Source organism: Pseudomonas sp. VMV1 (assembly GCF_056790235.1).
In genome coordinates, this window is the sequence record NZ_JBXGSE010000001.1 from 747,719 (window position 1) to 766,681 (window position 18,963).

19 protein-coding genes and 1 pseudogene are annotated in these 18,963 nt (G+C 63.3%); 5 read left to right on the plus strand and 15 right to left on the minus strand.

Going from position 1 to position 18,963, the window contains the following annotated elements; all coding sequences use genetic code 11:
* Position 1 precedes the first annotated feature (1 nt).
* Positions 2 to 1,774 carry an N-acetylglutaminylglutamine amidotransferase gene (locus ACUCV0_RS03490; RefSeq protein ID WP_482212010.1) on the minus strand — a complete coding sequence of 591 codons (1,773 nt, stop codon included), beginning with the start codon at positions 1,772 to 1,774 and terminating at the stop codon, positions 2 to 4.
* A 393-nt stretch (positions 1,775 to 2,167) separates the two neighbouring features.
* On the opposite strand from ACUCV0_RS03490, the gene ACUCV0_RS03495 reads away from it, so the two are divergent.
* Positions 2,168 to 2,428: a type B 50S ribosomal protein L31 gene (locus ACUCV0_RS03495; RefSeq protein ID WP_059314409.1), complete on the plus strand. Its 261-nt coding sequence runs from the start codon at positions 2,168 to 2,170 to the stop codon at positions 2,426 to 2,428.
* Between the two features lie 24 nt (positions 2,429 to 2,452).
* Here ACUCV0_RS03495 and metR read toward each other — a convergent pair whose 3' ends face one another.
* From metR to ACUCV0_RS03520, 5 genes are all read right to left on the minus strand, one after another.
* Positions 2,453 to 3,370, minus strand: a complete 918-nt coding sequence (gene metR, locus ACUCV0_RS03500; RefSeq protein ID WP_323148952.1) for a transcriptional regulator MetR — start codon at positions 3,368 to 3,370, stop codon at positions 2,453 to 2,455.
* Positions 3,371 to 3,518: 148 nt separating this feature from the next.
* The gene (gene glpD / locus ACUCV0_RS03505; RefSeq protein ID WP_313648887.1) at positions 3,519 to 5,048 is read right to left on the minus strand and encodes a glycerol-3-phosphate dehydrogenase; all 1,530 of its coding nucleotides are present in this window, start codon (positions 5,046 to 5,048) and stop codon (positions 3,519 to 3,521) included.
* A gap of 153 nt (positions 5,049 to 5,201) precedes the next feature.
* Positions 5,202 to 5,966 carry a DeoR/GlpR family DNA-binding transcription regulator gene (locus ACUCV0_RS03510; protein WP_059314411.1) on the minus strand — a complete coding sequence of 255 codons (765 nt, stop codon included), beginning with the start codon at positions 5,964 to 5,966 and terminating at the stop codon, positions 5,202 to 5,204.
* A 117-nt stretch (positions 5,967 to 6,083) separates the two neighbouring features.
* Positions 6,084 to 7,592: a glycerol kinase GlpK gene (gene glpK, locus ACUCV0_RS03515; protein ID WP_059314412.1), complete on the minus strand. Its 1,509-nt coding sequence runs from the start codon at positions 7,590 to 7,592 to the stop codon at positions 6,084 to 6,086.
* Between the two features lie 30 nt (positions 7,593 to 7,622).
* Positions 7,623 to 8,495 (minus strand): MIP/aquaporin family protein, encoded by an 873-nt coding sequence (locus tag ACUCV0_RS03520; RefSeq protein WP_323148942.1) that lies wholly within the window; start codon positions 8,493 to 8,495, stop codon positions 7,623 to 7,625.
* A gap of 293 nt (positions 8,496 to 8,788) precedes the next feature.
* Between ACUCV0_RS03520 and ACUCV0_RS03525 the strand changes: the two genes are divergently transcribed.
* Positions 8,789 to 9,571, plus strand: a complete 783-nt coding sequence (locus ACUCV0_RS03525) for a PhzF family phenazine biosynthesis protein (RefSeq protein WP_482212011.1) — start codon at positions 8,789 to 8,791, stop codon at positions 9,569 to 9,571.
* 45 nt (positions 9,572 to 9,616) lie between these two features.
* Here ACUCV0_RS03525 and argF read toward each other — a convergent pair whose 3' ends face one another.
* A complete protein-coding gene (gene argF / locus ACUCV0_RS03530) occupies positions 9,617 to 10,534 on the minus strand; it encodes an ornithine carbamoyltransferase (protein ID WP_059314415.1) in 918 nt (305 codons plus the stop codon).
* A 215-nt stretch (positions 10,535 to 10,749) separates the two neighbouring features.
* On the minus strand, positions 10,750 to 11,154 hold the full coding sequence (locus ACUCV0_RS03535) for a DUF3597 domain-containing protein (protein WP_482212012.1): 405 nt from the start codon (positions 11,152 to 11,154) through the stop codon (positions 10,750 to 10,752).
* A 244-nt stretch (positions 11,155 to 11,398) separates the two neighbouring features.
* On the opposite strand from ACUCV0_RS03535, the gene grxD reads away from it, so the two are divergent.
* Positions 11,399 to 11,725, plus strand: coding sequence for a Grx4 family monothiol glutaredoxin (gene grxD / locus ACUCV0_RS03540; protein ID WP_059314417.1), 327 nt, complete (start codon positions 11,399 to 11,401; stop codon positions 11,723 to 11,725).
* 58 nt (positions 11,726 to 11,783) lie between these two features.
* On the opposite strand, the gene bfr is transcribed toward grxD, so the two are convergent.
* The 4 genes from bfr to pyrC form a co-directional block, all read right to left on the minus strand.
* On the minus strand, positions 11,784 to 12,260 hold the full coding sequence (gene bfr, locus ACUCV0_RS03545; RefSeq protein ID WP_017640309.1) for a bacterioferritin: 477 nt from the start codon (positions 12,258 to 12,260) through the stop codon (positions 11,784 to 11,786).
* 192 nt (positions 12,261 to 12,452) lie between these two features.
* Entirely contained in the window at positions 12,453 to 12,668 is a 216-nt protein-coding gene (locus ACUCV0_RS03550; RefSeq protein ID WP_026083759.1) for a bacterioferritin-associated ferredoxin, read from the minus strand.
* 118 nt (positions 12,669 to 12,786) lie between these two features.
* The gene (gene rnt / locus ACUCV0_RS03555) at positions 12,787 to 13,458 is read right to left on the minus strand and encodes a ribonuclease T (protein ID WP_420480510.1); all 672 of its coding nucleotides are present in this window, start codon (positions 13,456 to 13,458) and stop codon (positions 12,787 to 12,789) included.
* A 2-nt stretch (positions 13,459 to 13,460) separates the two neighbouring features.
* Entirely contained in the window at positions 13,461 to 14,504 is a 1,044-nt protein-coding gene (pyrC, locus tag ACUCV0_RS03560; protein ID WP_482212013.1) for a dihydroorotase, read from the minus strand.
* Between the two features lie 142 nt (positions 14,505 to 14,646).
* On the opposite strand from pyrC, the gene ACUCV0_RS03565 reads away from it, so the two are divergent.
* Positions 14,647 to 15,597, plus strand: coding sequence for a flagellar protein MotY (locus ACUCV0_RS03565; RefSeq protein ID WP_482212014.1), 951 nt, complete (start codon positions 14,647 to 14,649; stop codon positions 15,595 to 15,597).
* 117 nt (positions 15,598 to 15,714) lie between these two features.
* Complete coding sequence (locus tag ACUCV0_RS03570; protein ID WP_439000828.1) at positions 15,715 to 16,932, plus strand: argininosuccinate synthase; 1,218 nt, start codon at positions 15,715 to 15,717, stop codon at positions 16,930 to 16,932.
* 51 nt (positions 16,933 to 16,983) lie between these two features.
* Here ACUCV0_RS03570 and ACUCV0_RS03575 read toward each other — a convergent pair whose 3' ends face one another.
* The 3 genes and pseudogenes from ACUCV0_RS03575 to ACUCV0_RS03585 form a co-directional block, all read right to left on the minus strand.
* The gene (locus ACUCV0_RS03575) at positions 16,984 to 17,163 is read right to left on the minus strand and encodes a PA3496 family putative envelope integrity protein (RefSeq protein WP_482212015.1); all 180 of its coding nucleotides are present in this window, start codon (positions 17,161 to 17,163) and stop codon (positions 16,984 to 16,986) included.
* 142 nt (positions 17,164 to 17,305) lie between these two features.
* A complete protein-coding gene (gene nth, locus ACUCV0_RS03580) occupies positions 17,306 to 17,944 on the minus strand; it encodes an endonuclease III (protein WP_482212016.1) in 639 nt (212 codons plus the stop codon).
* Positions 17,941 to 18,936, minus strand: a pseudogene (locus tag ACUCV0_RS03585) (RnfABCDGE type electron transport complex subunit B); the annotation flags it as partial. The pseudogene ACUCV0_RS03585 and the gene nth, both read right to left, overlap by 4 nt.
* Positions 18,937 to 18,963 lie beyond the last annotated feature (27 nt).

The following is an 18,963-nucleotide window of genomic DNA, read 5'->3' on the forward strand; positions in this document are numbered from 1 at the left end:
CTCACAGTCCGTGTTCGCTCATCCAGAGGTTGAGCGCGGCGAGTTGCCAGAGCTTGGAACCACGCAGGGGCGTGATGCGATCGGCCGGATTGGTCAGCAGGCGATCGATCTCGGCGGTGTCGAACAGACCGCGATCCTGACTGGGGTCCAGCAGCAGCTCGCGTACCCAGGTCAGGGTATTGCCTTCCAGGTGCTTGAGGCCCGGTACCGGGAAATACCCCTTGGGTCGGTCGATCACCTCCTGAGGAATGACCTTGCGCGCGGCGGCCTTGAGTACCTGCTTGCCGCCGTCGCCCAGTTTGAACTCGGCGGGAATGCGTGCCGAGAGTTCGGCCAGGCGATAGTCGAGGAAGGGCACTCGAGCTTCCAGGCCCCAGGCCATGGTCATGTTGTCGACCCGCTTGACCGGGTCATCCACCAGCATCACGGTGCTGTCCAGGCGCAGGGCCTTGTCGACCCCGGCGCTGGCGCCCGGCTTGGCGAAGTGCTGACGGACGAAGGCTTCGGCGGCGTCTTCCTCCAGGCGTACACCCGCCTGCACGGTGGCGGCGTACTGGGCGTAGTCGCGGTCGAAGAAGGCGGCGCGGTAGGCGGCGAAGGGATCGGCAGCGCCATGCACCTGGGGATACCAGTGATAGCCGGCGAAGAGTTCGTCCGCGCCCTGACCGCTCTGGACCACCTTGCAGTGCTTGGAGACCTCACGGGAGAGCAGGTAGAAAGCGATGCAATCGTGGCTCACCATGGGCTCGCTCATGGCCGAGAAGGCGCGCGGCAGCTGCTGGATGATCTCGTCTTCGGCAATGCGCAACTGGTGGTGGCGAGTGCCATAGTGGTTGGCGATCAGATCCGAATACTTGAATTCGTCGCCGCGCTCGCCACCGGCATCCTCGAAGCCGATGGAGAAGGTCAGCAGGTCCTTGACGCCCGAATCGTGCAGCAGGCCGACCAGCAGGCTGGAATCCACGCCCCCCGACAGCAACACGCCCACCTCGCGCGCGGCGCGTTGGCGGACCGCGACGGCATCCTTGATGCCATGCAGGACCCGTTCGGCCCAATCGTCCAGGGTGTAGCGGCGCTCGTCTTCACGGGGGCCGTAGTCCAGGTTCCACCAGGTCTCCTTATGCTGCTGGCCCGAGGCATCCACGGTCATCCAAGTCGCTGGCGGCAGCTTCTGCACGCCCTTCAGGATGGTGCGCGGCGCTGGCACCACGGCATGGAAGTTCAGGTAGTGGTTGAGCGCGACCGGATCGATGCTTGTGTCGACGTCGCCGGCTTCCAGCAGGGCAGGCAGGCTGGAGGCGAATCTCAGGCGCTTGTCGGTGAACGACAGATACAGCGGCTTGATACCCAGGCGATCCCGGGCGATGAATAGCCGACCGCTGTCTCGCTCCCAGATGGCGAAGGCGAACATGCCGTTGAGCTTGGGCAGCATATCCTTGCCCCAGGCGTGATAAGCCTTGAGCAGGATCTCGGTGTCACCCCCGGAATAAAAGCTATAACCCTTGGCTTCCAGCTCGGTACGCAGTTCGGGATAGTTGTAGATGGCGCCGTTGAACACCATGGACAGACCTAGTACCGGCTCGATCATGGGTTGGCCCGAAGCTTCCGCCAGATCCATGATCTTCAGCCGGCGATGGCCCAGGGCGACCGGTCCCTGGCTGTGGAAGCCCCAGGCATCGGGTCCGCGCTGTTCGAGGCGGTGGGTAATGCGCTCCACCACGCTGATGGCTGCGGGTTGTTGATCGAAACGAAGCTCTCCGGCGATGCCGCACATGGTTCTGTGCCTCTTGAATCCTTGGGATGCGGCGCGGTGAGTTCAATCCCGAACCCGGCGTGCGCATCCAATGCGTGTGGACTTCTCGCGATCCTTGAGAAGCCAATGCAATGGCGCTGTGCGTGTGGGAGGCGTGGAGCGGACAGGTCGTCTGTCTGGCGCTCCAGGTCTGAACGCACGCATCGACCGACAGCAGGTCTCAGAGAGGGTGGGGTGCCGCCGGTCAGGGCCTCAGGTTACGAGCCCCGGGCACGGCGGATGGTTCCATGCGAATGGCCGTGGCTGCCGCCACCGTCACAGGTGGGGCTGCCGGATCGGATTCAATATGTTATAATGTATCTTTAATGTGCCGAAGACATCCTGTCATCGGTGCTCCAGATCAGGAGAGCCTTCATGAGACCCGGTATCCATCCCAACTACCGTCCTGTGCTGTTCCACGACACCACGTCGGACACCTATTTCCTGATTCGCTCCACCGCCGAGAGCGACCGCACCCAGGAATACGAAGGTCAGACGTATCCCTACATCAGCCTCGACGTGTCCAGCGCCTCGCACCCAATCTACACCGGCGAGCAGCGTCAGATGAAGGTCGAAGGCCGCGTCTCGAGCTTCAACAAGAAGTTCGCCGGCTTCCCGGGGGGCAACAGCAAGTAAGCGTCCCACGAGCAGCGCGCCGACTCAGCGTGCGCTGCTGACCCCTTCGAGGGTGGCGAAGGAGGTGTCCTTGGCGGTCAGCAGGAAATCCTGCATGAAGGGCGCCTCCAGCATGTCTTCGCGGATCGCCGCATAGAGCGTCGCATAGAGTCCCTTCTCTCCCAGTCGGCGCGCCGTGACATAGCCGCGCGAGCTGTATTCGTGGATCGCCCAGTTGGGCAAGCAGCAGACCCCGCGACCCGACGCCACCAGTTGCAGCATCATCACCGTCATTTCCGCCGTGCGAATCGACAGCGGCTCGACATCGGCCGGATCGAGAAAGCGGGTGAAGATATCCAGCCGATCGCGTTCCACCGGATAGGTGATCTGGGTCTCCTGAGCGAGATCCCCGGGCACGATGAAGGGACGCTGTGCCAGCGGATGCTGGTTGGCCACCGCCAGCAGGGCTTCGTAGGTGAACAGCGGCACGTAGGTGACGCCCGAAAGATCCACCGGATCGGCTGTCACCACCAGATCCAGATCGCCTCGGGCCAGGGCGGGCAAGGGGGCGAAGGAGAAACCGGAGGCCAGGTCCAGCTCCACTTCCGGCCAGGAATCACGAAATTGATCGATGGTGGGCATCAGCCACTGGAAGCAGCTGTGGCATTCGATGGCCATGTGCAGCCGACCCGCCGTTCCGCCCACCAGTCGTGCCAGGTCTCGCTCGGCACTGCGCAAGTGGGGCAATACCGCATCGGCGGTCTGCAGCAGCCGCAGGCCGGCACTGGTGAAGCGAATGGGCTTGGTCTTGCGAATGAACAGCGGGGTGCCCAGGCGCTCTTCCAGTTCCTTGAACTGGTGGGAGAGGGCGGATTGGGTCAGGTGCAGACGCTCGGCTGCTTCCACCAGGCTGGAGGATTCGCGGAGAGCATGCAGGGTTTTCAGGTGGCGAAGTTCGAACATGGCGCTGGCACTGGACATAAAGGCGCATCATGAAGACTTTTCATGGTGCTGCCTATGCTCTACCGCGCTTGGCAAGCTGTTGCAGTGTCTGGCGTTGTGGAGAACATGGCGATCCCTGAGCGGATAACCCGCTCAGGAAAAGCTTTCTTCAGGCAGCGTTGCTGTCCTTGGCGGCCTGGGCCGGTCCCGAATGCGCGAGGAAGTCTTCCAGCGCAGCCCGCTCGGCATCGGTGAATACCAGGCCCAGCTTGGTCCGTCGCCAGAGCACGTCATCCGCACTGGTGACCCACTCGTGGCGTTGCAGGTATTCCACCTCGCGCACATGGAGATCAGCGCCCAGCACCGCACCCAGGTCCTCGACCGAGCGCGAATCACCCAGCAGGGTCCAGACGCGACTGCCGTAGGTGGTCGCCCAGCGCTGCGCCAGGGCAGGCGTCAGGCCACTGACCTTGTCCAGCAATTCACGAGTCAGCGCCTGCGGCGTGGTCATATTTTCGCCACCGGGCAGCGGTGCGGAGGCTGTCCAGCTGGTGCCGAGCTTGGGGAAGAAGGGCTGCAGCTGCGCCATCGCCGACTCGGCGAGCTTGCGGTAGGTGGTCAGCTTGCCACCGAATACCGACAGCAGCGGCGCGCCCTGTTCTTCAGCCAGCGACAGGGTGTAGTCGCGAGTGATGGCGGAAGGATTGTCCGACTCGTCGTCGCACAGCGGACGGACACCAGAGAAGGTGTGCAGGACATCGTCACGGCTGAGTTGCTTGCGGAAGTGAGCATTGGCCACGCCCAGCACATAGTCGATTTCCTGATCGGTGATGGTCACCTTGGCCGGGTCGCCCTGGTATTCGCGATCCGTGGTGCCGACCATGGTGTACTGGCCCAGGTAGGGGATGGCGAAGACGATGCGGCGGTCTTCGTTCTGCATGATGTAGGCCTGGTCGCCTTCATACAGCTTGGGCACGATGACATGGCTGCCCTGGATCAGGCGGATGCCATAGGGCGACTTCTGCTGCAGGTCCTGGCGAATGAAGCTGGCGACCCAGGGGCCTGCCGCGTTCACCAGCGCCTTGGCACGAATCTGCCGACGGCCCTGAGGGCCCTCGATCTCGACGTCCCAATGACCGTCAACCCGGCGGGCGCTGACGCAACGGGTACGGGTCACGATGTCGGCACCCTTGTCGCGCGCCTGCATGGCGTTGAGCACCACCAGGCGCGCATCGTCCACCCAGCAATCGGAATATTCGAAGCCGCGCTTGATCTCGGCCTTGAGCGGTCCTTGTGCGTCGAACTTGAGACCACGGGAGCCCGGCAGCTTTTCCCGCTTGCCCAGGTGGTCATAAAGGAAGAGGCCAGCACGGATCATCCAGGCCGGCCGCAGGTGCGGGCGGTGCGGCAGGACGAAGCGCATGGGCTTGACGATATGCGGCGCCTTGGCCAGCAACACCTCGCGCTCGGCCAGGGCTTCACGCACCAGGCGGAATTCGTGGTGTTCCAGATAGCGGAGGCCACCGTGGATCAGCTTGCTGCTGGCGGAAGAGGTGTGACTCGCCAGATCGTCGCGTTCACAGAGAAACACCGACAGTCCACGACCCGCTGCATCGGCCGCAATGCCTACGCCATTGATACCACCACCGATGACGGCGAGATCGTAAGTCCGGGGAGTTGCAGTGGATGCCTGGGCCATGATGCCTCCTGTGAAACGAACATAATTATTCGGTTTCGAACATAATAGCCCAGCAAAAACACAGGTTCTAGCCAAGCCTGTGTCTTCAGACCGCTAAAACGAAAAAAAACGAATATTGAGGAGGGCGAGGCGACGAATGGTCGCCCCCTCGGGCTAGCGCGAGCGTGCTACTTCCACCTTGACCTGCCACTCGCGCAGGCAGCGAGCGAAGGCGGGCGAGGGTTCCTGCTCGGTGAAGAGCTGATCGATCTGTTCAAGGCTGCCCAGTCGAATCATGGCGTTGCGGCCGAATTTGCTGGAGTCGGCGGCGAGAAACACCTGGCGGGCATTATGGATGATGGCCTGGGAGACGCAGACTTCCTGATAGTCGAAATCCAGCAGGGTGCCGTCCTCGTCGATGCCGCTGATGCCAACCAGGGCGTAATCGACCTTGAACTGCTTGATGAAGTCAGCGGTAGCCTGACCCACCACGCCACCGTCGCTGCGTACCTTGCCGCTGGCAATGAGGACGTCGAAATCGTCCTTGGCGCTGAGGATGTTGGCCACATGGAGGTTGTTGGTGATGATCTTGAGGCTGCGATGCCCGAGCAGGGCATGGGCGATGGCCTCGGTGGTGGTACCGATGTTGATGAACAGCGAGGCGTGGTCGGGTACGGCGGCGGCCACGGCTTCGGCGATCAGGCGCTTTTCCTCGCGCATCTGACCGGCCCTCATGCTGTATTCGGTATTTTCCACGCTGGAATCATGGGCGGCGCCGCCATGGTAGCGTCGCAGCAGGCCGGCTTCGGCGAGCTGATTGATGTCACGACGGATCGTCTGGGGGGTCACGGAGAAATGCTGGGCCAGCTCTTCGATGCTGACGTAGCCACGCTCACGAACCAGTTCGAGAATCTGCTGTTGGCGAGGCGCCAGGCTCATTACGGCTTCCTTGAGGTGATCGAGTAAATTCACAGAGGATGCCGTAGGTCGTTCATAGTGGAAAGCGCTTGTCGCGCAAAGCAAGACCGGCGTCGGAAGACGCCGGTCGTTTCGCTGTCAGTCGAGTGCCCAACCGCGGGTCCGCTCGACGGCTTTCTTCCAGCCCTTGTACAGGGTGTCTCTCTTGCTCGGGTCACAGGCCGGTTCGAAGACCCGCTCGATGGTGCTCTTGCTGCGCAACTCGTCCAGGCTGCTCCAGAAGCCGGTGGCGAGGCCGGCGAGATAGGCCGCGCCCAGGGCGGTGGTCTCCTTCATTTCCGGCCGCTCGACGCGAGTGCCGAGCACATCCGCCTGGAACTGCATGAGGAAGTTGTTGGCGGTCGCGCCACCGTCCACGCGCAGCGACTTCAGGGCTTCACCGGCGTCCTGCTGCATGGCGTCCAGCACGTCGCGGGTCTGGAAGGCGATGGATTCCAGGGTGGCGCGGATGATGTGATCCACCTTGACGCCACGGGTCAGGCCGAACAGGGCGCCCCGGGCATAGGGGTCCCAATAGGGCGCGCCCAGACCGGTGAAGGCCGGGACCAGGTAGACGCCGTTACTGTCGGTCACCTTGGTGGCGAAGTACTCGGAGTCCAGGGAATCGTTGATCACCTTGAGTTCGTCGCGCAGCCATTGCACGGTGGAGCCGCCGTTGAAGATGGCGCCTTCCAGGGCATAGTTGACCTCGCCGCGGGGACCGCAGGCGATGGTGGTCAGCAGGCCGTGCTGGGACTGCACCGCCTTCTCCCCGGTGTTCATCAGCAGGAAGCAGCCGGTGCCATAGGTGTTCTTGGCCTGGCCTGGCTCCACGCACATCTGGCCGAACAGCGCCGCCTGCTGGTCACCGGCGATACCGGCGATCGGGATGCCGGTGGTCTGGGTGCTGCCCAGGTGCGCATGCCCATAGACCTCGGAAGACGACTTCACCTCCGGCAGCATCTCGCGGGGGATATCCAGCACCTCGAGCATGGTGGCATCCCACTCACGCTTGTGGATATCGAACAGCAGGGTGCGCGAGGCGTTGGTGTAGTCGGTCACATGGGCCTTGCCCTGGGTCATCTTCCAGATCAGCCAGGTGTCCACGGTGCCGAACAGCAGCTCCCCACGGCGGGCGCGCTCGCGGCTGCCTTCCACGTGATCGAGGATCCACTTGATCTTGGTGCCCGAGAAATAGGGGTCGATCACCAGGCCCGTGGTCTTGCGGATATGGTCTTCCATGCCATCACGCTTGAGCTGGTCGCAGATCGCGGTGCTCTGGCGGCTCTGCCAGACGATGGCGTTGTAGATGGGACGGCCGGTGGTCTTGTCCCAGACGATGGCGGTTTCGCGCTGGTTGGTGATGCCGATGGCCGCGATCTGCTCGTTGCTGATGCTGGCCTGGGCCAGGGCCTCGACGAAGACGGCGCTCTGGGTTGCCCAGATTTCCATCGGATCATGTTCTACCCAGCCAGCCTGCGGATAGATCTGCGCGAATTCGCGCTGGGCGATGGTCACCACGTTGGCGTTGCGGTCCAGGACTATGGCGCGGGAGCTGGTAGTGCCCTGGTCGAGCGCGACGATGTACTGCTTGTTCTGGTCGGTCATGGTCGTGTTCCTTATTGTGATTCGCGGCGATCAGGACGCTTTGGAAGCGGAGTTCACTTCGGTACGGGCGCTTGCCTCGGCCTTGGCCGGAACATCGCAGGCACCCGAGGCCAGGCCGGGCAGGTGACGGCAGATCAGCGCCTTGTAACCAGCGGCGCCCAGGCAGGCACCGACGATGGGGCCGAAGATGGGTACCAGGAAGTAGGGGATGTCGCGGCCGCCGGTGAAGGCGATCTCACCCCAGCCCGCGAAGAAGGTCATCAGCTTGGGCCCGAAATCCCGAGCCGGGTTCATGGCGAAACCGGTCAGCGGGCCCATGGAACCGCCGATGACGGCGATCAGCAGACCGATCAGCAGAGGTGCGAGAGGACCGCGGGGCAGGCCGTTGCCGTCGTCGGTGAGGGCCATGATCATGGCCAGCAGAATGGCGGTGATGACGGCCTCGACCAGGAAGGCCTGACCGATCGACAGGGACGGATGGGGATAGGTCGAGAAAACACCGGCCAGCTCCAGGCTCGCCTGGCTGCCGCGGACCATGTGGTGCGCCTGTTCATAATCGAAAAACAGGCTGCTGTAGAGGCCGTAGACCAGCGCCGCGCCGCAGAAGGCACCGGCGACCTGGGCCAGGATGTAGGCCGGAACCTTGCGTCTTTCGAAGCCACCGAACAACCAGAGGGCGATGGTGACCGCCGGGCTCAGGTGCGCACCGGAAACACCGGCGGATAGATAGACCGCCATGCTCACGCCGACGCCCCAGATGATACTGATTTCCCACAGCCCAAGGGTGGCACCGCCGACTTTCGCCGCCGCCACGCAACCGGTACCGAAGAAGATGAGCAGGGCAGTACCGAGGAATTCGGCGATGCATTGACCGCGTAGAGTTGGAGCGAGAAGAGTACTCATGGGGGAGCCTCATGGTTGTTGTATTTATAGGTGGCCCTAGAGCCATTTGTTCGCAACCGAAAATCTAATTTCAAATATGAAAACTGTCAAAGCTCCTGAGCGCAAAAACAGTGACGACGTTCGACAATTCATTGCCAATGCGACGCCGCCTGCTACTTTGGTCATATGGGCCCGAGCGACAACCTGCCCGTTATCAGGTCTGAAGTAATGATGTCGCTGCCAGAGCCTGTCTGAGACCAGGTGCTTACGCGACCTCACGCCTGCTGTTCTTTCTTTCTGCCCAGGTAGCGCGCATGTCCCTAGAATTTCATCAGGTCGATGCCTTCACCGATCAACCCTTTCGTGGCAACCCTGCGGCCGTGTACCGCCTGGACAGCTGGCCTGCCGACGATCTGCTGCAACGGATCGCCACCGAGCACAACCTATCGGAAACCGCCTTCGTGGTGCGTGAGGGCGAGACCTGGCGGATCCGCTGGTTCACCCCGCGCGTTGAGGTGCCGCTGTGTGGCCATGCCACCCTGGCCGCTGCCCATGTGCTGTTCGAAAGCTATGGGGAAGCAGGCGATCGGCTGGAGTTCATCAGCCAGTCCGGTGTGTTGCGGGTGTTTCGCGAGACCAAGGGGCTGCTGGCGCTCGATTTTCCGGCACTGGTCCCCTCGGAGCTGGGTGTGACCCCTGAGCTGGAGCGAGCCCTGCGAGTCTCGCCCGTGGATGCCCTGGCGGCGGACAAGCTGCTGGTGCTGCTGGAGTCGGAGGAGGCCGTGCGCGAGTGCAAGCCGGACCTGACCGCCATCGCCAGGCTGCCCTGGCAGGGCGTCATCGTCACTGCCCGGGGGCGGGACGTCGACTTCGTCTCGCGCTTCTTCGCGCCGGCAGTCGGTGTGGACGAGGATCCGGTCACCGGCTCGGCCCATTGCAGCCTGATCCCCTATTGGTCGCGACGGCTGGCCAAGCGGATGCTTACCGCACAACAGCTCTCGGCGCGGGGAGGTCAGCTCTGGTGTCGGCTCGACGGAGACCGGGTGAGTATCGCCGGACGCGCGGTCACCGTATTCAGGGGCCAGCTGCTGCTGTGAACCGGCCGCCTCGGATGCCTGGCGCATCCAAGGCGGCTAGCGTCCTCAGGCGTGCAGCGGCGGTGCGATGAGGAATTCGAGCAGCGCCTTCTGGGCGTGGAGGCGATTTTCGGCTTCGTCCCAGACCACGGCTCGGGGATCGTCCAGCAGGGTATGGCTGATCTCCTCGCCACGGTGGGCCGGCAGGCAGTGCATGAACAGCACGTCCTCGGCGGCGCCGTCGAGCAGTTCGGCATTGACCTGATAGGGCTTGAAGGCTGCCAGACGCAGGCGGGTTTCCTCTTCCTGCCCCATGGAGGTCCAGACGTCGGTACTGACGAGGTGCGCCTGGGCCACGGCCTCACGCGGATCCCGGGTCAGCTGAACCCGATCACCGGCGCGTTCGAGAAAGCGCGGATTGGGCTCATAGCCCTCCGGGCAGGCGATGCGCAGGGTGAAGTCGAGTTGCTCGGCCGCCTCGATGTAGCTGTTGCACATGTTGTTACCATCGCCGATCCAGGCCACGGTCTTGCCGCGGATGTCGCCCCGGTGTTCGAAGAAGGTCTGCATGTCCGCCAGCAGCTGGCAGGGATGCAGGTCGTCCGACAGGCCATTGATCACCGGTACCTGGGAGTTGGCCGCGAAGGTGGTCAGCATCTCGTGGGCATAGGTGCGGATCATCACGCCATCGAGCATGCTGGACATGACCCGAGCACTGTCCGGGACTGGCTCGCCGCGGCCGAGTTGGGTATCGCGGGAGGACAGGAAGATCGCCTGGCCGCCGAGCTGGATCATGCCGGCCTCGAAAGAGAGGCGGGTACGGGTCGAGGCCTTCTCGAAGATCATGCCCAGGACGCGATTACGCAGGGGCTCGTGGAGCATGCCCTGGTTGCGCAACGCCTTGAGTTCGATGCCGCGTGCGATGAGTTGCCGGAGTTCCTCGGGGGAACAATCCATGAAAGAGAGAAAGTGGCGAACCGTCATTTCGTTACCCTAGCGTCCCGTCCCGGTAACGGCCACCCGTGAAGGGCGCGGCGAACCTGAGAGCATGCCGTTTTACACGGCGGAAAGACCAAAGGCGAAATGGTATAAGTTCATGTCGCATTTTACCACCATCGCACGCTGGCACCTTTTCAGGCCTGCCAACGCGCGGTGGGGTAGAGGTCGGGAGCACTCCGGACAAAGTGCTCCGGCAGGGCTTACAGCAGGTCAGCGGGAACGTTGCCGCCATTGTCGGCGAGTTTCTGCAGGACGGCCTTGTGCAGCCACATGTTCATCTCGGCAGAGTCACTCATCTTGTCGGCAGGGCAGTTCAGTTCCTTGGCCAGTTCCTGGCGCGCGGTCAGGCTGCTGTCCAGGTCGAGGAGCTTGAGCAGGTCGACGATGGAGGTCTTCCAGTTGAGCTGTTCGCCTTTCTGGGTGGCCAGGCCGTCGAGCTTGGCGGCGACGTCCACCTGGCTCATGGGGGCGGCGCTGCCGGTCGAAGCCGGGTTTCCGGCGGGTGCGGCGGTATCGGTCGCGCCAGCGGTGGGGGCTGCGGCGGGGGTATCCGCGTGGGCTTCACCAATGCCGAGCTTCGAGAGGATCTTGCTGAACAGGCTCATGGAGTTCTCCTGGGGTCTTGGATCAGGCGCATCACGTGGCGCCTACCCTTAACCTGACCACAGCCTCGCCGCCAAAGTTTGCCAAGTGGCCTACCGAATCACCGCCGGCGGAGCGAACGGCCTTGAATGGGCGTGGTCGATTGGCAGGTCGAGCCGCGCCTGTTTCGGGCTGGACGTCGCGGAAATCCCGGCGTTCCACCGGCCTTTCCGTTACAATCGTCCCACCGTATTAGCGAGGTGCATCGTGGAAATCATCGATACCATCAAAGACCAGATTGCCAACAATCCTGTGCTGCTCTACATGAAGGGTTCGCCGAACGCGCCTCAGTGCGGCTTCTCTTCCCGTGCCGCTCAGGTACTGATGGCCTGTGGCGAAAAATTCGCCTATGTCGATATCCTGCAGAATCCGGAAATCCGCGCCAATCTGCCCAAGTACGCCAACTGGCCGACCTTTCCCCAGCTGTGGGTTGGCGGCGAGCTGGTCGGCGGCAGTGATATCCTGGCCGAGCTGTACGAGAAGGGTGAGCTGCAGACCCTGATCAAGCAGGCCGTGGAGCAGAAGGACGCCTGAGTCCTCCGCCCATGAAAAAGCCCGCATCATGCGGGCTTTTTCATGGGCGTCTGCTCGATCAATCGTCGTCGTGCATCTGCGACTGGATGTAGTTCTCGATCCCGACGCTGGCGATGAGGCTCAGCTGGGTTTCCAGCCAATCGATGTGCTCTTCCTCGGATTCGAGGATGCTCTTGAGCATGTCGCGGCTCACGTAGTCCCGCACGCTTTCACAGTAGGTGATGGCTTCACGCAGATCAGCCACGGCGCTGATCTCCAGGCGCAGGTCGCACTGGATCATCTCCTGGGTGTTCTCGCCGATCATCAGCTTGCCCAGATCCTGCAGGTTGGGCAGGCCTTCCAGGAACAGGATGCGCTCGATCAGGCGATCGGCGTGCTTCATCTCGTCGATGGATTCCTTGTACTCGTGATGACCCAGCTTGCGGATACCCCAGTCGTTGTACATCCGCGAGTGCAGGAAATACTGGTTGATGGCCACCAGTTCGTTGCCGAGGATCTTGTTCAAATGCTGGATGACGGTGATATCGCCTTTCATGGCCGGACCTGCAAATCGGGTGGGATTGCCGGCAGTCTGAGCGTGGAAGGGCCCTTTGTCAAAAGCTTAAGTTGTTGAAAAATCGACGAAAATCGAACGGTAATCGAAAGCTTTTCCATCCTTTCCGTAAGCGTTTGATTAGACAATAAAAAAGCCGGACACAAGGTCCGGCTTTTTTTGCAGGGATGTCGCTCAGGCGCGCGGGACGTCCAGGGCGTAGGCGAGCTGCTGGGCACCATGCAGCTCACCGAGGGTTTCCTTGACGACCTGCTTGGCGAGGCAGGCGCACTTGCCGCACTGGGTGGCGCAACCCGTGCTTTCCCGGACTTCCCGATAACTGCAGCAGCCTTCATAGATGGCTTCGCGAATATGCTTGTCGGTCACGCCACGGCAAAGACACACGTACATGGATCGCCTGCTGTATGAGTGGAGGTGCCGCCAAAGCTAATGACAATGAGAATGATTGTCAAAGTTGTAGGCGGCAAAATCTCATTAAAGGCGTCCTTGGCGACAGGCGGTTGTCAGATCAGTCCAGGTCGACCCAGCCGCCCATTTCTCGCCACCGATTGACGATGCCGCAAAACAGCTCGGCGGTCTTCTCGGTGTCGTAACGGGCCGAGTGGGCTTCGCGATTGTCGAACTCGATGCCGGCCGCCTGGCAGGCCTTGGCCAGTACCGTCTGACCATAGGCCAGACCGGCCAGGGTGGCGGTATCGAAGCTGGAGAACGGGTGGAAGGGGTTGCGCTTCAGGCCGCAGCGCAGCACCGCGGCATTGAGAAAGCCCAGGTCGAAGCTGCTGTTATGGCCGACCAGGATGGCTCTCTTGCAGCCACTGGCCTTGAGCGACTTGCGTACACCCTTGAAGATCTCGCTCAGCGCCTGCTCTTCGCCCACTGCCATGCGCAGCGGATGGTCGAGCTTGATGCCGGTGAACTCCAGCGCCGCAGCTTCGATATTGGCGCCAGCGAAGGGCTCGACGCGGAAGAAATAGGTGTGATCCGGATAGAGCACTCCTTCCTCGTCCATGGCCACGGTGGTGGCGGCGATTTCCAGCAGGGCATCGGTGGCGGCGTTGAAGCCGCCGGTCTCGACGTCGATCACCACCGGCAGATAGCCGCGGAAGCGGCGCGCCATGGGGATGCGCGAGTCGGACATGGGTTGGCTCGCATCCAGTTCGTCGCTGAAGGTCTCATCCATGCTCATACGCCCACCTCCAGACGCCAGCGCAAGGTCTCGCCCGCGCGCAGGGGAACCACCTCGTGATCGCCAAAGGGGAGGGAGGCCGGCGCCTGCCAGTCCTCGCGCACCAGGGTTACGGTCTCGTTGTTGCGCGGCAGGCCATAGAAGTCAGGGCCGAAGTGGCTGGCGAAGCCTTCCAGGCGGTCGAGGGCGTCGCGGCTCTCGAAGGCTTCGGCATAGAGCTCGAGCGCACCGTAGGCGGTATAGCAGCCGGCACAACCGCAGGCCGCTTCCTTGGCGTGACGGGCGTGGGGCGCCGAGTCGGTGCCGAGGAAGAACTTGGGGTTGCCGCTGGTGGCGGCGTCCAGCAGGGCGCTCTGGTGGGTGTTGCGCTTGAGGATCGGCAGGCAATAGAAATGCGGCCGGATGCCGCCCACCAGCATGTGGTTGCGGTTGTACAGCAGGTGATGGACGGTGATGGTGGCGCCCACGTTGGCCGGGGCCTCGCGCACGAAGGCAGCGGCGTCGCCCGTGGTGATGTGTTCGAACACCACCTTCAGCGTCGGGAAGCGCTGGACGATACGCACCAGGTGCTCGTCGATGAATTTCTTCTCGCGGTCGAAGACATCCACCTCGGCATGGGTGACCTCGCCATGCACCAGTAGCGGCAGGCCGATCTCAGCCATGGCTTCCAGGGTCGGGAAGAGGTTGTCGAGGGAGGTGACCCCGGAGTCGGAGTTGGTGGTGGCCCCGGCCGGATAGAGCTTGGCGGCATGCACGAAACCGCTGGCCTTGGCGCTGCGCACGTCTTCCGGGCTGGTGCGATCGGTGAGGTAGAGCACCATCAGCGGCTCGAAGCGGCTGCCCGCCGGACGCGCGGCCAGGATGCGCTCGCGGTAGGCGGCGGCCTGCTCGGCAGTGCGCACCGGTGGCACCAGGTTGGGCATGACGATGGCGCGACCGAATTCGCGGGCGGCGTCGGCGACGGTCTGCGGCAGGGCGGCGCCGTCGCGCAGGTGAATGTGCCAGTCATCGGGACGGGCAAGGGTGATCCGGTCGGTCATGCGGGATTCCAGGCTGCGGGAAAGTGGGGAAATGCTACCGGAAAAGGGGGTAGCCGGCACCCGTGCAGCGGGATCGCGCTCAAGTTTTCCGCGCCCTTGACCGATATGAAGCCCAGGTACTTTTTTCTTTCCGGAGCTCGACGTGCGCCCGCGTTACCTCTTCCTTTCCTGTCTGCTGCTCGCCGTTCCGGCCTGGGGGATGACCTTCCAGAGTCGGCTCGAGAGCGTGGAGTGGAAGGTGGAGGGCGACATCTTCGCCTGTCGGCTGCTGCAACCCATCCCGCGCTTCGGCAGCGGTGGTTTTTTGCGCCGCGCCGGCGAGGCCACGGTATTCGAGCTGCGCCCCAACGGTCAGTGGTTGCCGGCGGGCAGCGCCAGCCTCAAGGCCGCGGCGGTGCCCTGGAAGCCAGGCCTTGGCGACATCAGCCTCGGCTCGGTCAAGGTGGTGGAGGGGGAGCAGGCCCTGACGACCAGCGCGCAGCAGGCTCAGCGTCTGCTGGCGGGATTGATGGAAGGGCGCATGCCGCAGGTCAGTCGGCCGGGTGCCCTGGATGACCGCGTCGAGGTCCGGCTGCTGCCCGTGCACTTCGAGCCGGCCTACCAGCAGTTCCAGGCCTGTACCCAGAAGCTGCTGGCGGTCAACTTCGAGCAGATTCGCCATTCCCAGGTCGGCTTCCCGGGCGGTGGCGATACCCTGGACGACAGCGCCAAGGCCAAGCTCGATCTCATCGACGAGTACCTGAAGGCCGATCCAACGGTCAACCACGTCATCGTTTCGGGCTACAGCGACAACCAGGGCACCCGGCTGGACAATCGCCAGGAATCCCGGCTGCGTGCCATCGCCGTGATGGAATACCTCAAGGCCAAGGGCTTCCCCGCGGAGCAGATCGAGTTGCGCTTCTTTGGCGAGCAGTATCCGCTGGCACCCAACAGCAGCAAGACCAACCGGGCGCTCAACCGGCGCGTGACCCTGATGTTCTCGCGGGTGCCGCCAAGCAGCGAGCCAGCGGCCGCGCCGACCACCAGTACCGCGGCCAATCCGAGTGAGCCACCGGCGCCGACCCCCGCCCCGCCAGCCAAGCCCAAGGGCTGATCCGCTGCAACCGCATGTCGCCCAGACATCAGAGTGCGTCGCGCCTCTGTAAAAGCGGCGATACCACCAGTAGAATTACCGCTTTCCGACTCAATGCAACACACGGGAGCGAACGGCATGGCGGATGTGAAGAAGGTAGTCCTGGCGTATTCCGGCGGCCTGGACACCTCGGTGATCCTCAAGTGGCTGCAGGATACCTATAACTGCGAAGTGGTGACCTTCACCGCTGACCTCGGCCAGGGCGAGGAAGTCGAACCGGCACGCGTCAAAGCTCAGGCCATGGGCGTCAAGGAAATCTACATCGACGACCTGCGCGAAGAGTTCGTCCGCGACTTCGTCTACCCGATGTTCCGTGCCAATACCGTCTACGAAGGCGAGTACCTGCTGGGTACGTCCATCGCCCGTCCACTGATCGCCAAGCGCCTGATCGAAATCGCCAACGAGACCGGCGCCGACGCCATCTCTCACGGCGCCACTGGCAAGGGCAACGACCAGGTGCGCTTCGAGCTGGGCGCCTATGCGCTCAAGCCGGGCGTCAAGGTGATCGCCCCCTGGCGCGAGTGGGATCTGCTCTCCCGCGAGAAGCTGATGGACTACGCCGAAAAGCACCAGATCCCGATAGAGCGCCACGGCAAGAAGAAGTCGCCGTACTCCATGGATGCCAACCTCCTGCACATCTCCTATGAGGGTGGCGTACTGGAAGACACCTGGACCGAGCACGAAGAAGACATGTGGCGCTGGACCAAGTCCCCGGAAGCCGCGCCGGACACCCCGACCTACATCGAGCTGACCTACCGCGCCGGTGACATCGTCGCCATCGATGGCAAGGAGCTGAGCCCGGCTACCGTGCTGGCCGAGCTCAACCGCATCGGCGGCGAGAACGGCATCGGCCGTCTGGACATCGTCGAGAACCGCTATGTGGGCATGAAGTCCCGTGGCTGCTACGAGACCCCCGGTGGCACCATCATGCTCAAGGCGCACCGCGCCATCGAGTCCATCACCCTCGACCGCGAAGTGGCCCACCTCAAGGACGAGCTGATGCCCAAGTACGCCAGCCTGATCTACACCGGCTACTGGTGGAGCCCGGAGCGGCTGATGCTGCAGAAGATGATCGACGCCTCCCAGGCCAGCGTGAACGGCGTGGTACGCCTGAAGCTGTACAAGGGCAACGTCATCGTCGTCGGCCGCAAATCCGACGAGTCGCTGTTCGACGCCAACATCGCCACCTTCGAAGAAGACGGCGGCGCCTACAACCAGGCCGATGCGGCGGGCTTCATCAAGCTCAACGCCCTGCGCATGCGCATTGCCGCGGGCAAGGGCCGCACCCTGCTGTAAGGGTGGCGACGCCATGCGAAACCCCAGCCTAGGCTGGGGTTTTTTTATGGCTTAGAGGTCGAAGTCGTACTCAGAGATCTGCCGCTTGAGGCGGCGTTCCTCGAGCATGTCGTCGATCAGGCGCCGCTTGGTCAGGTTGGTCTTGCTGACGATAGGCTCCACCGTTTCGGGCGCTTCGCCATCGCTCTCGAAATCGTCGTCTACATCGATATCGCTTTTGTCTTCGGCCATTGGTAACTCCTGCAAGGCTGGACAGGGTCACACGCCAGTCATCGACAGGGCTGCGGGACCTTTTCGCGCACCTTATAGCGACAAAGCAGGGGCCGGTAAAAAAGATTTTTTCAATCGCTGAAGGGCTTTGGTGAGCCCTTTTTCAATCGTCCGAGGTTTTTGCCTTGTATTCGCAGAGGTCCTCGATGCGGCAACTGCCACAGCGAGGCTTGCGCGCCTGGCAGACGTAGCGGCCATGCAGGATGAGCCAGTGGTGGGCATCCAGCAGGTAATCCTTGGGCACCACCTTGAGCAACTTGAGCTCGACCTCCACCACGTTCTTGCCGGGGGCCAGGTTGGTCCTGTTGCTGACCCGGAAGATGTGGGTATCCACCGCCATGGCGATCTGCCGGAAGGCCGTGTTGAGCACTACGTTGGCGGTCTTGCGACCGACCCCGGGCAGGGCTTCCAGGGCTTCGCGGGTCTGGGGTACCTCGCCGCCATGACGCTCCAGCAGCAGTCGGCAGGTTTCGATGACGTTCTTGGCCTTGCTGTTGTAGAGGCCGATGGTCTTGATGTACTCCGACAGCCCTGCCACGCCCAGGTCAAGGATGGCCTGGGGCGTGTTGGCCACCGGATAGAGGCGCGCGGTGGCCTTGTTGACGCTGACGTCGGTGGCCTGGGCGGAGAGGATCACCGCGATCAGCAACTCGAAGGGCGAGGCATAGGCCAACTCCGTCTTGGGGTCGGGATTGTCCTCGTGCAGACGACGAAAGATTTCCAGGCGTTTGGCGGCGTTCATCGGGCGGTTCGCTCTTCGAGGGCGGCGAGATGAGAGGCGGCCTGCTGCGCGGCGCTGCCCAGGGCTTCGAGCTGCTCGCGCTGTTCAGCGGTGGGCGTGGCCCCAAAGGCACGTTCGGCCCTGGTCAGTTGGGCACGCGCCAGGGTGGCGGCGATCCGCGCCTGCTTGAGGGCGGCGGGATCGGTAGCGGCCGTCGCCAGGGCAGGTGCGCTGGCAGTGAAGGGCGCTTGCTGCGCGTTGTCCAGGGCCGCCTGGGCCTGCTGGGCGGCTTCACGCAACTGCTGCACCTGGGTTTCCAGCGCGGGCGTACCGTATTGGACCAGTTGCCGTTCGGCCTTCTGCAGGGCGACGCGCGCCATGGCGGCAGCGATCTTCAGCGGCTTGAGCGAGGATTCCGCCGTGGCGGGGGGCTCTGCAACCGTGGCGGTCGCCGGTGGCACCTGACGGCGCTGGCGCTCGGCGTCCAGCCGTTCGCGGTCCCGCTGCAGGCGTGCCTGGCGGGCGTCAAAGCGGCTGCGGTAGTACTGCGCGCGCTGACGTTCAGCCTGGCGATCGACCGGTGCCGGTACCGCCACCAGATCGATGCAGTCCACCGGACAGGGCGCCAGGCACAGCTCGCAACCACTGCATTCGCTTTGGATGACCGTGTGCATCAGCTTGGCCGCGCCAAGGATGGCGTCGGTGGGGCAGACCTGGATGCACTTGGTACAGCCGATGCATTCGTCCTCGCGAATCACCGCGCGCTGGCTGGGCGTGACCGGATAGGGCGAGTCCAGTGGCAGGGTCGGGCGCTGCAGCAGGGTCGAAAGCTCGACGATGGTGGCTGCGCCCCCGGGCGGGCACTTGTTGTGCGCCTCGCCCGCGGCGATGCCGGCGGCATAGGGCTGGCAGCCGGGATGGCCGCACTTGCCGCACTGGGTCTGGGGCAGCAGGGCGTCGATGGCGGTGATGAGGGTAGCGTGGGCGTTCATGATCGAGGTCGGGGCTGGGGGAAGAACGGCGCCCTGGGGCGCCGTCTC

What these genes read in the sequence shown, in the direction of transcription:
- ACUCV0_RS03535 (WP_482212012.1), bottom strand. Translation starts at nt 11,154, where the DNA reads ATGAGCCTGTTCAGCAAGATCCTCTCGAAGCTCGGCATTGGTGAAGCC.
- ACUCV0_RS03575 (WP_482212015.1), bottom strand. Translation starts at nt 17,163, where the DNA reads ATGGCCGAAGACAAAAGCGATATCGATGTAGACGACGATTTCGAGAGC.
- metR (WP_323148952.1), bottom strand. Translation starts at nt 3,370, where the DNA reads ATGTTCGAACTTCGCCACCTGAAAACCCTGCATGCTCTCCGCGAATCC.
- pyrC (WP_482212013.1), bottom strand. Translation starts at nt 14,504, where the DNA reads ATGACCGACCGGATCACCCTTGCCCGTCCCGATGACTGGCACATTCAC.
- ACUCV0_RS03570 (WP_439000828.1), top strand. Translation starts at nt 15,715, where the DNA reads ATGGCGGATGTGAAGAAGGTAGTCCTGGCGTATTCCGGCGGCCTGGAC.
- ACUCV0_RS03495 (WP_059314409.1), top strand. Translation starts at nt 2,168, where the DNA reads ATGAGACCCGGTATCCATCCCAACTACCGTCCTGTGCTGTTCCACGAC.
- bfr (WP_017640309.1), bottom strand. Translation starts at nt 12,260, where the DNA reads ATGAAAGGCGATATCACCGTCATCCAGCATTTGAACAAGATCCTCGGC.
- rnt (WP_420480510.1), bottom strand. Translation starts at nt 13,458, where the DNA reads ATGGATGAGACCTTCAGCGACGAACTGGATGCGAGCCAACCCATGTCC.
- ACUCV0_RS03525 (WP_482212011.1), top strand. Translation starts at nt 8,789, where the DNA reads ATGTCCCTAGAATTTCATCAGGTCGATGCCTTCACCGATCAACCCTTT.
- ACUCV0_RS03490 (WP_482212010.1), bottom strand. Translation starts at nt 1,774, where the DNA reads ATGTGCGGCATCGCCGGAGAGCTTCGTTTCGATCAACAACCCGCAGCC.
- glpK (WP_059314412.1), bottom strand. Translation starts at nt 7,592, where the DNA reads ATGACCGACCAGAACAAGCAGTACATCGTCGCGCTCGACCAGGGCACT.
- ACUCV0_RS03550 (WP_026083759.1), bottom strand. Translation starts at nt 12,668, where the DNA reads ATGTACGTGTGTCTTTGCCGTGGCGTGACCGACAAGCATATTCGCGAA.
- nth (WP_482212016.1), bottom strand. Translation starts at nt 17,944, where the DNA reads ATGAACGCCGCCAAACGCCTGGAAATCTTTCGTCGTCTGCACGAGGAC.
- ACUCV0_RS03520 (WP_323148942.1), bottom strand. Translation starts at nt 8,495, where the DNA reads ATGAGTACTCTTCTCGCTCCAACTCTACGCGGTCAATGCATCGCCGAA.
- ACUCV0_RS03510 (WP_059314411.1), bottom strand. Translation starts at nt 5,966, where the DNA reads ATGAGCCTGGCGCCTCGCCAACAGCAGATTCTCGAACTGGTTCGTGAG.
- glpD (WP_313648887.1), bottom strand. Translation starts at nt 5,048, where the DNA reads ATGGCCCAGGCATCCACTGCAACTCCCCGGACTTACGATCTCGCCGTC.
- argF (WP_059314415.1), bottom strand. Translation starts at nt 10,534, where the DNA reads ATGACGGTTCGCCACTTTCTCTCTTTCATGGATTGTTCCCCCGAGGAA.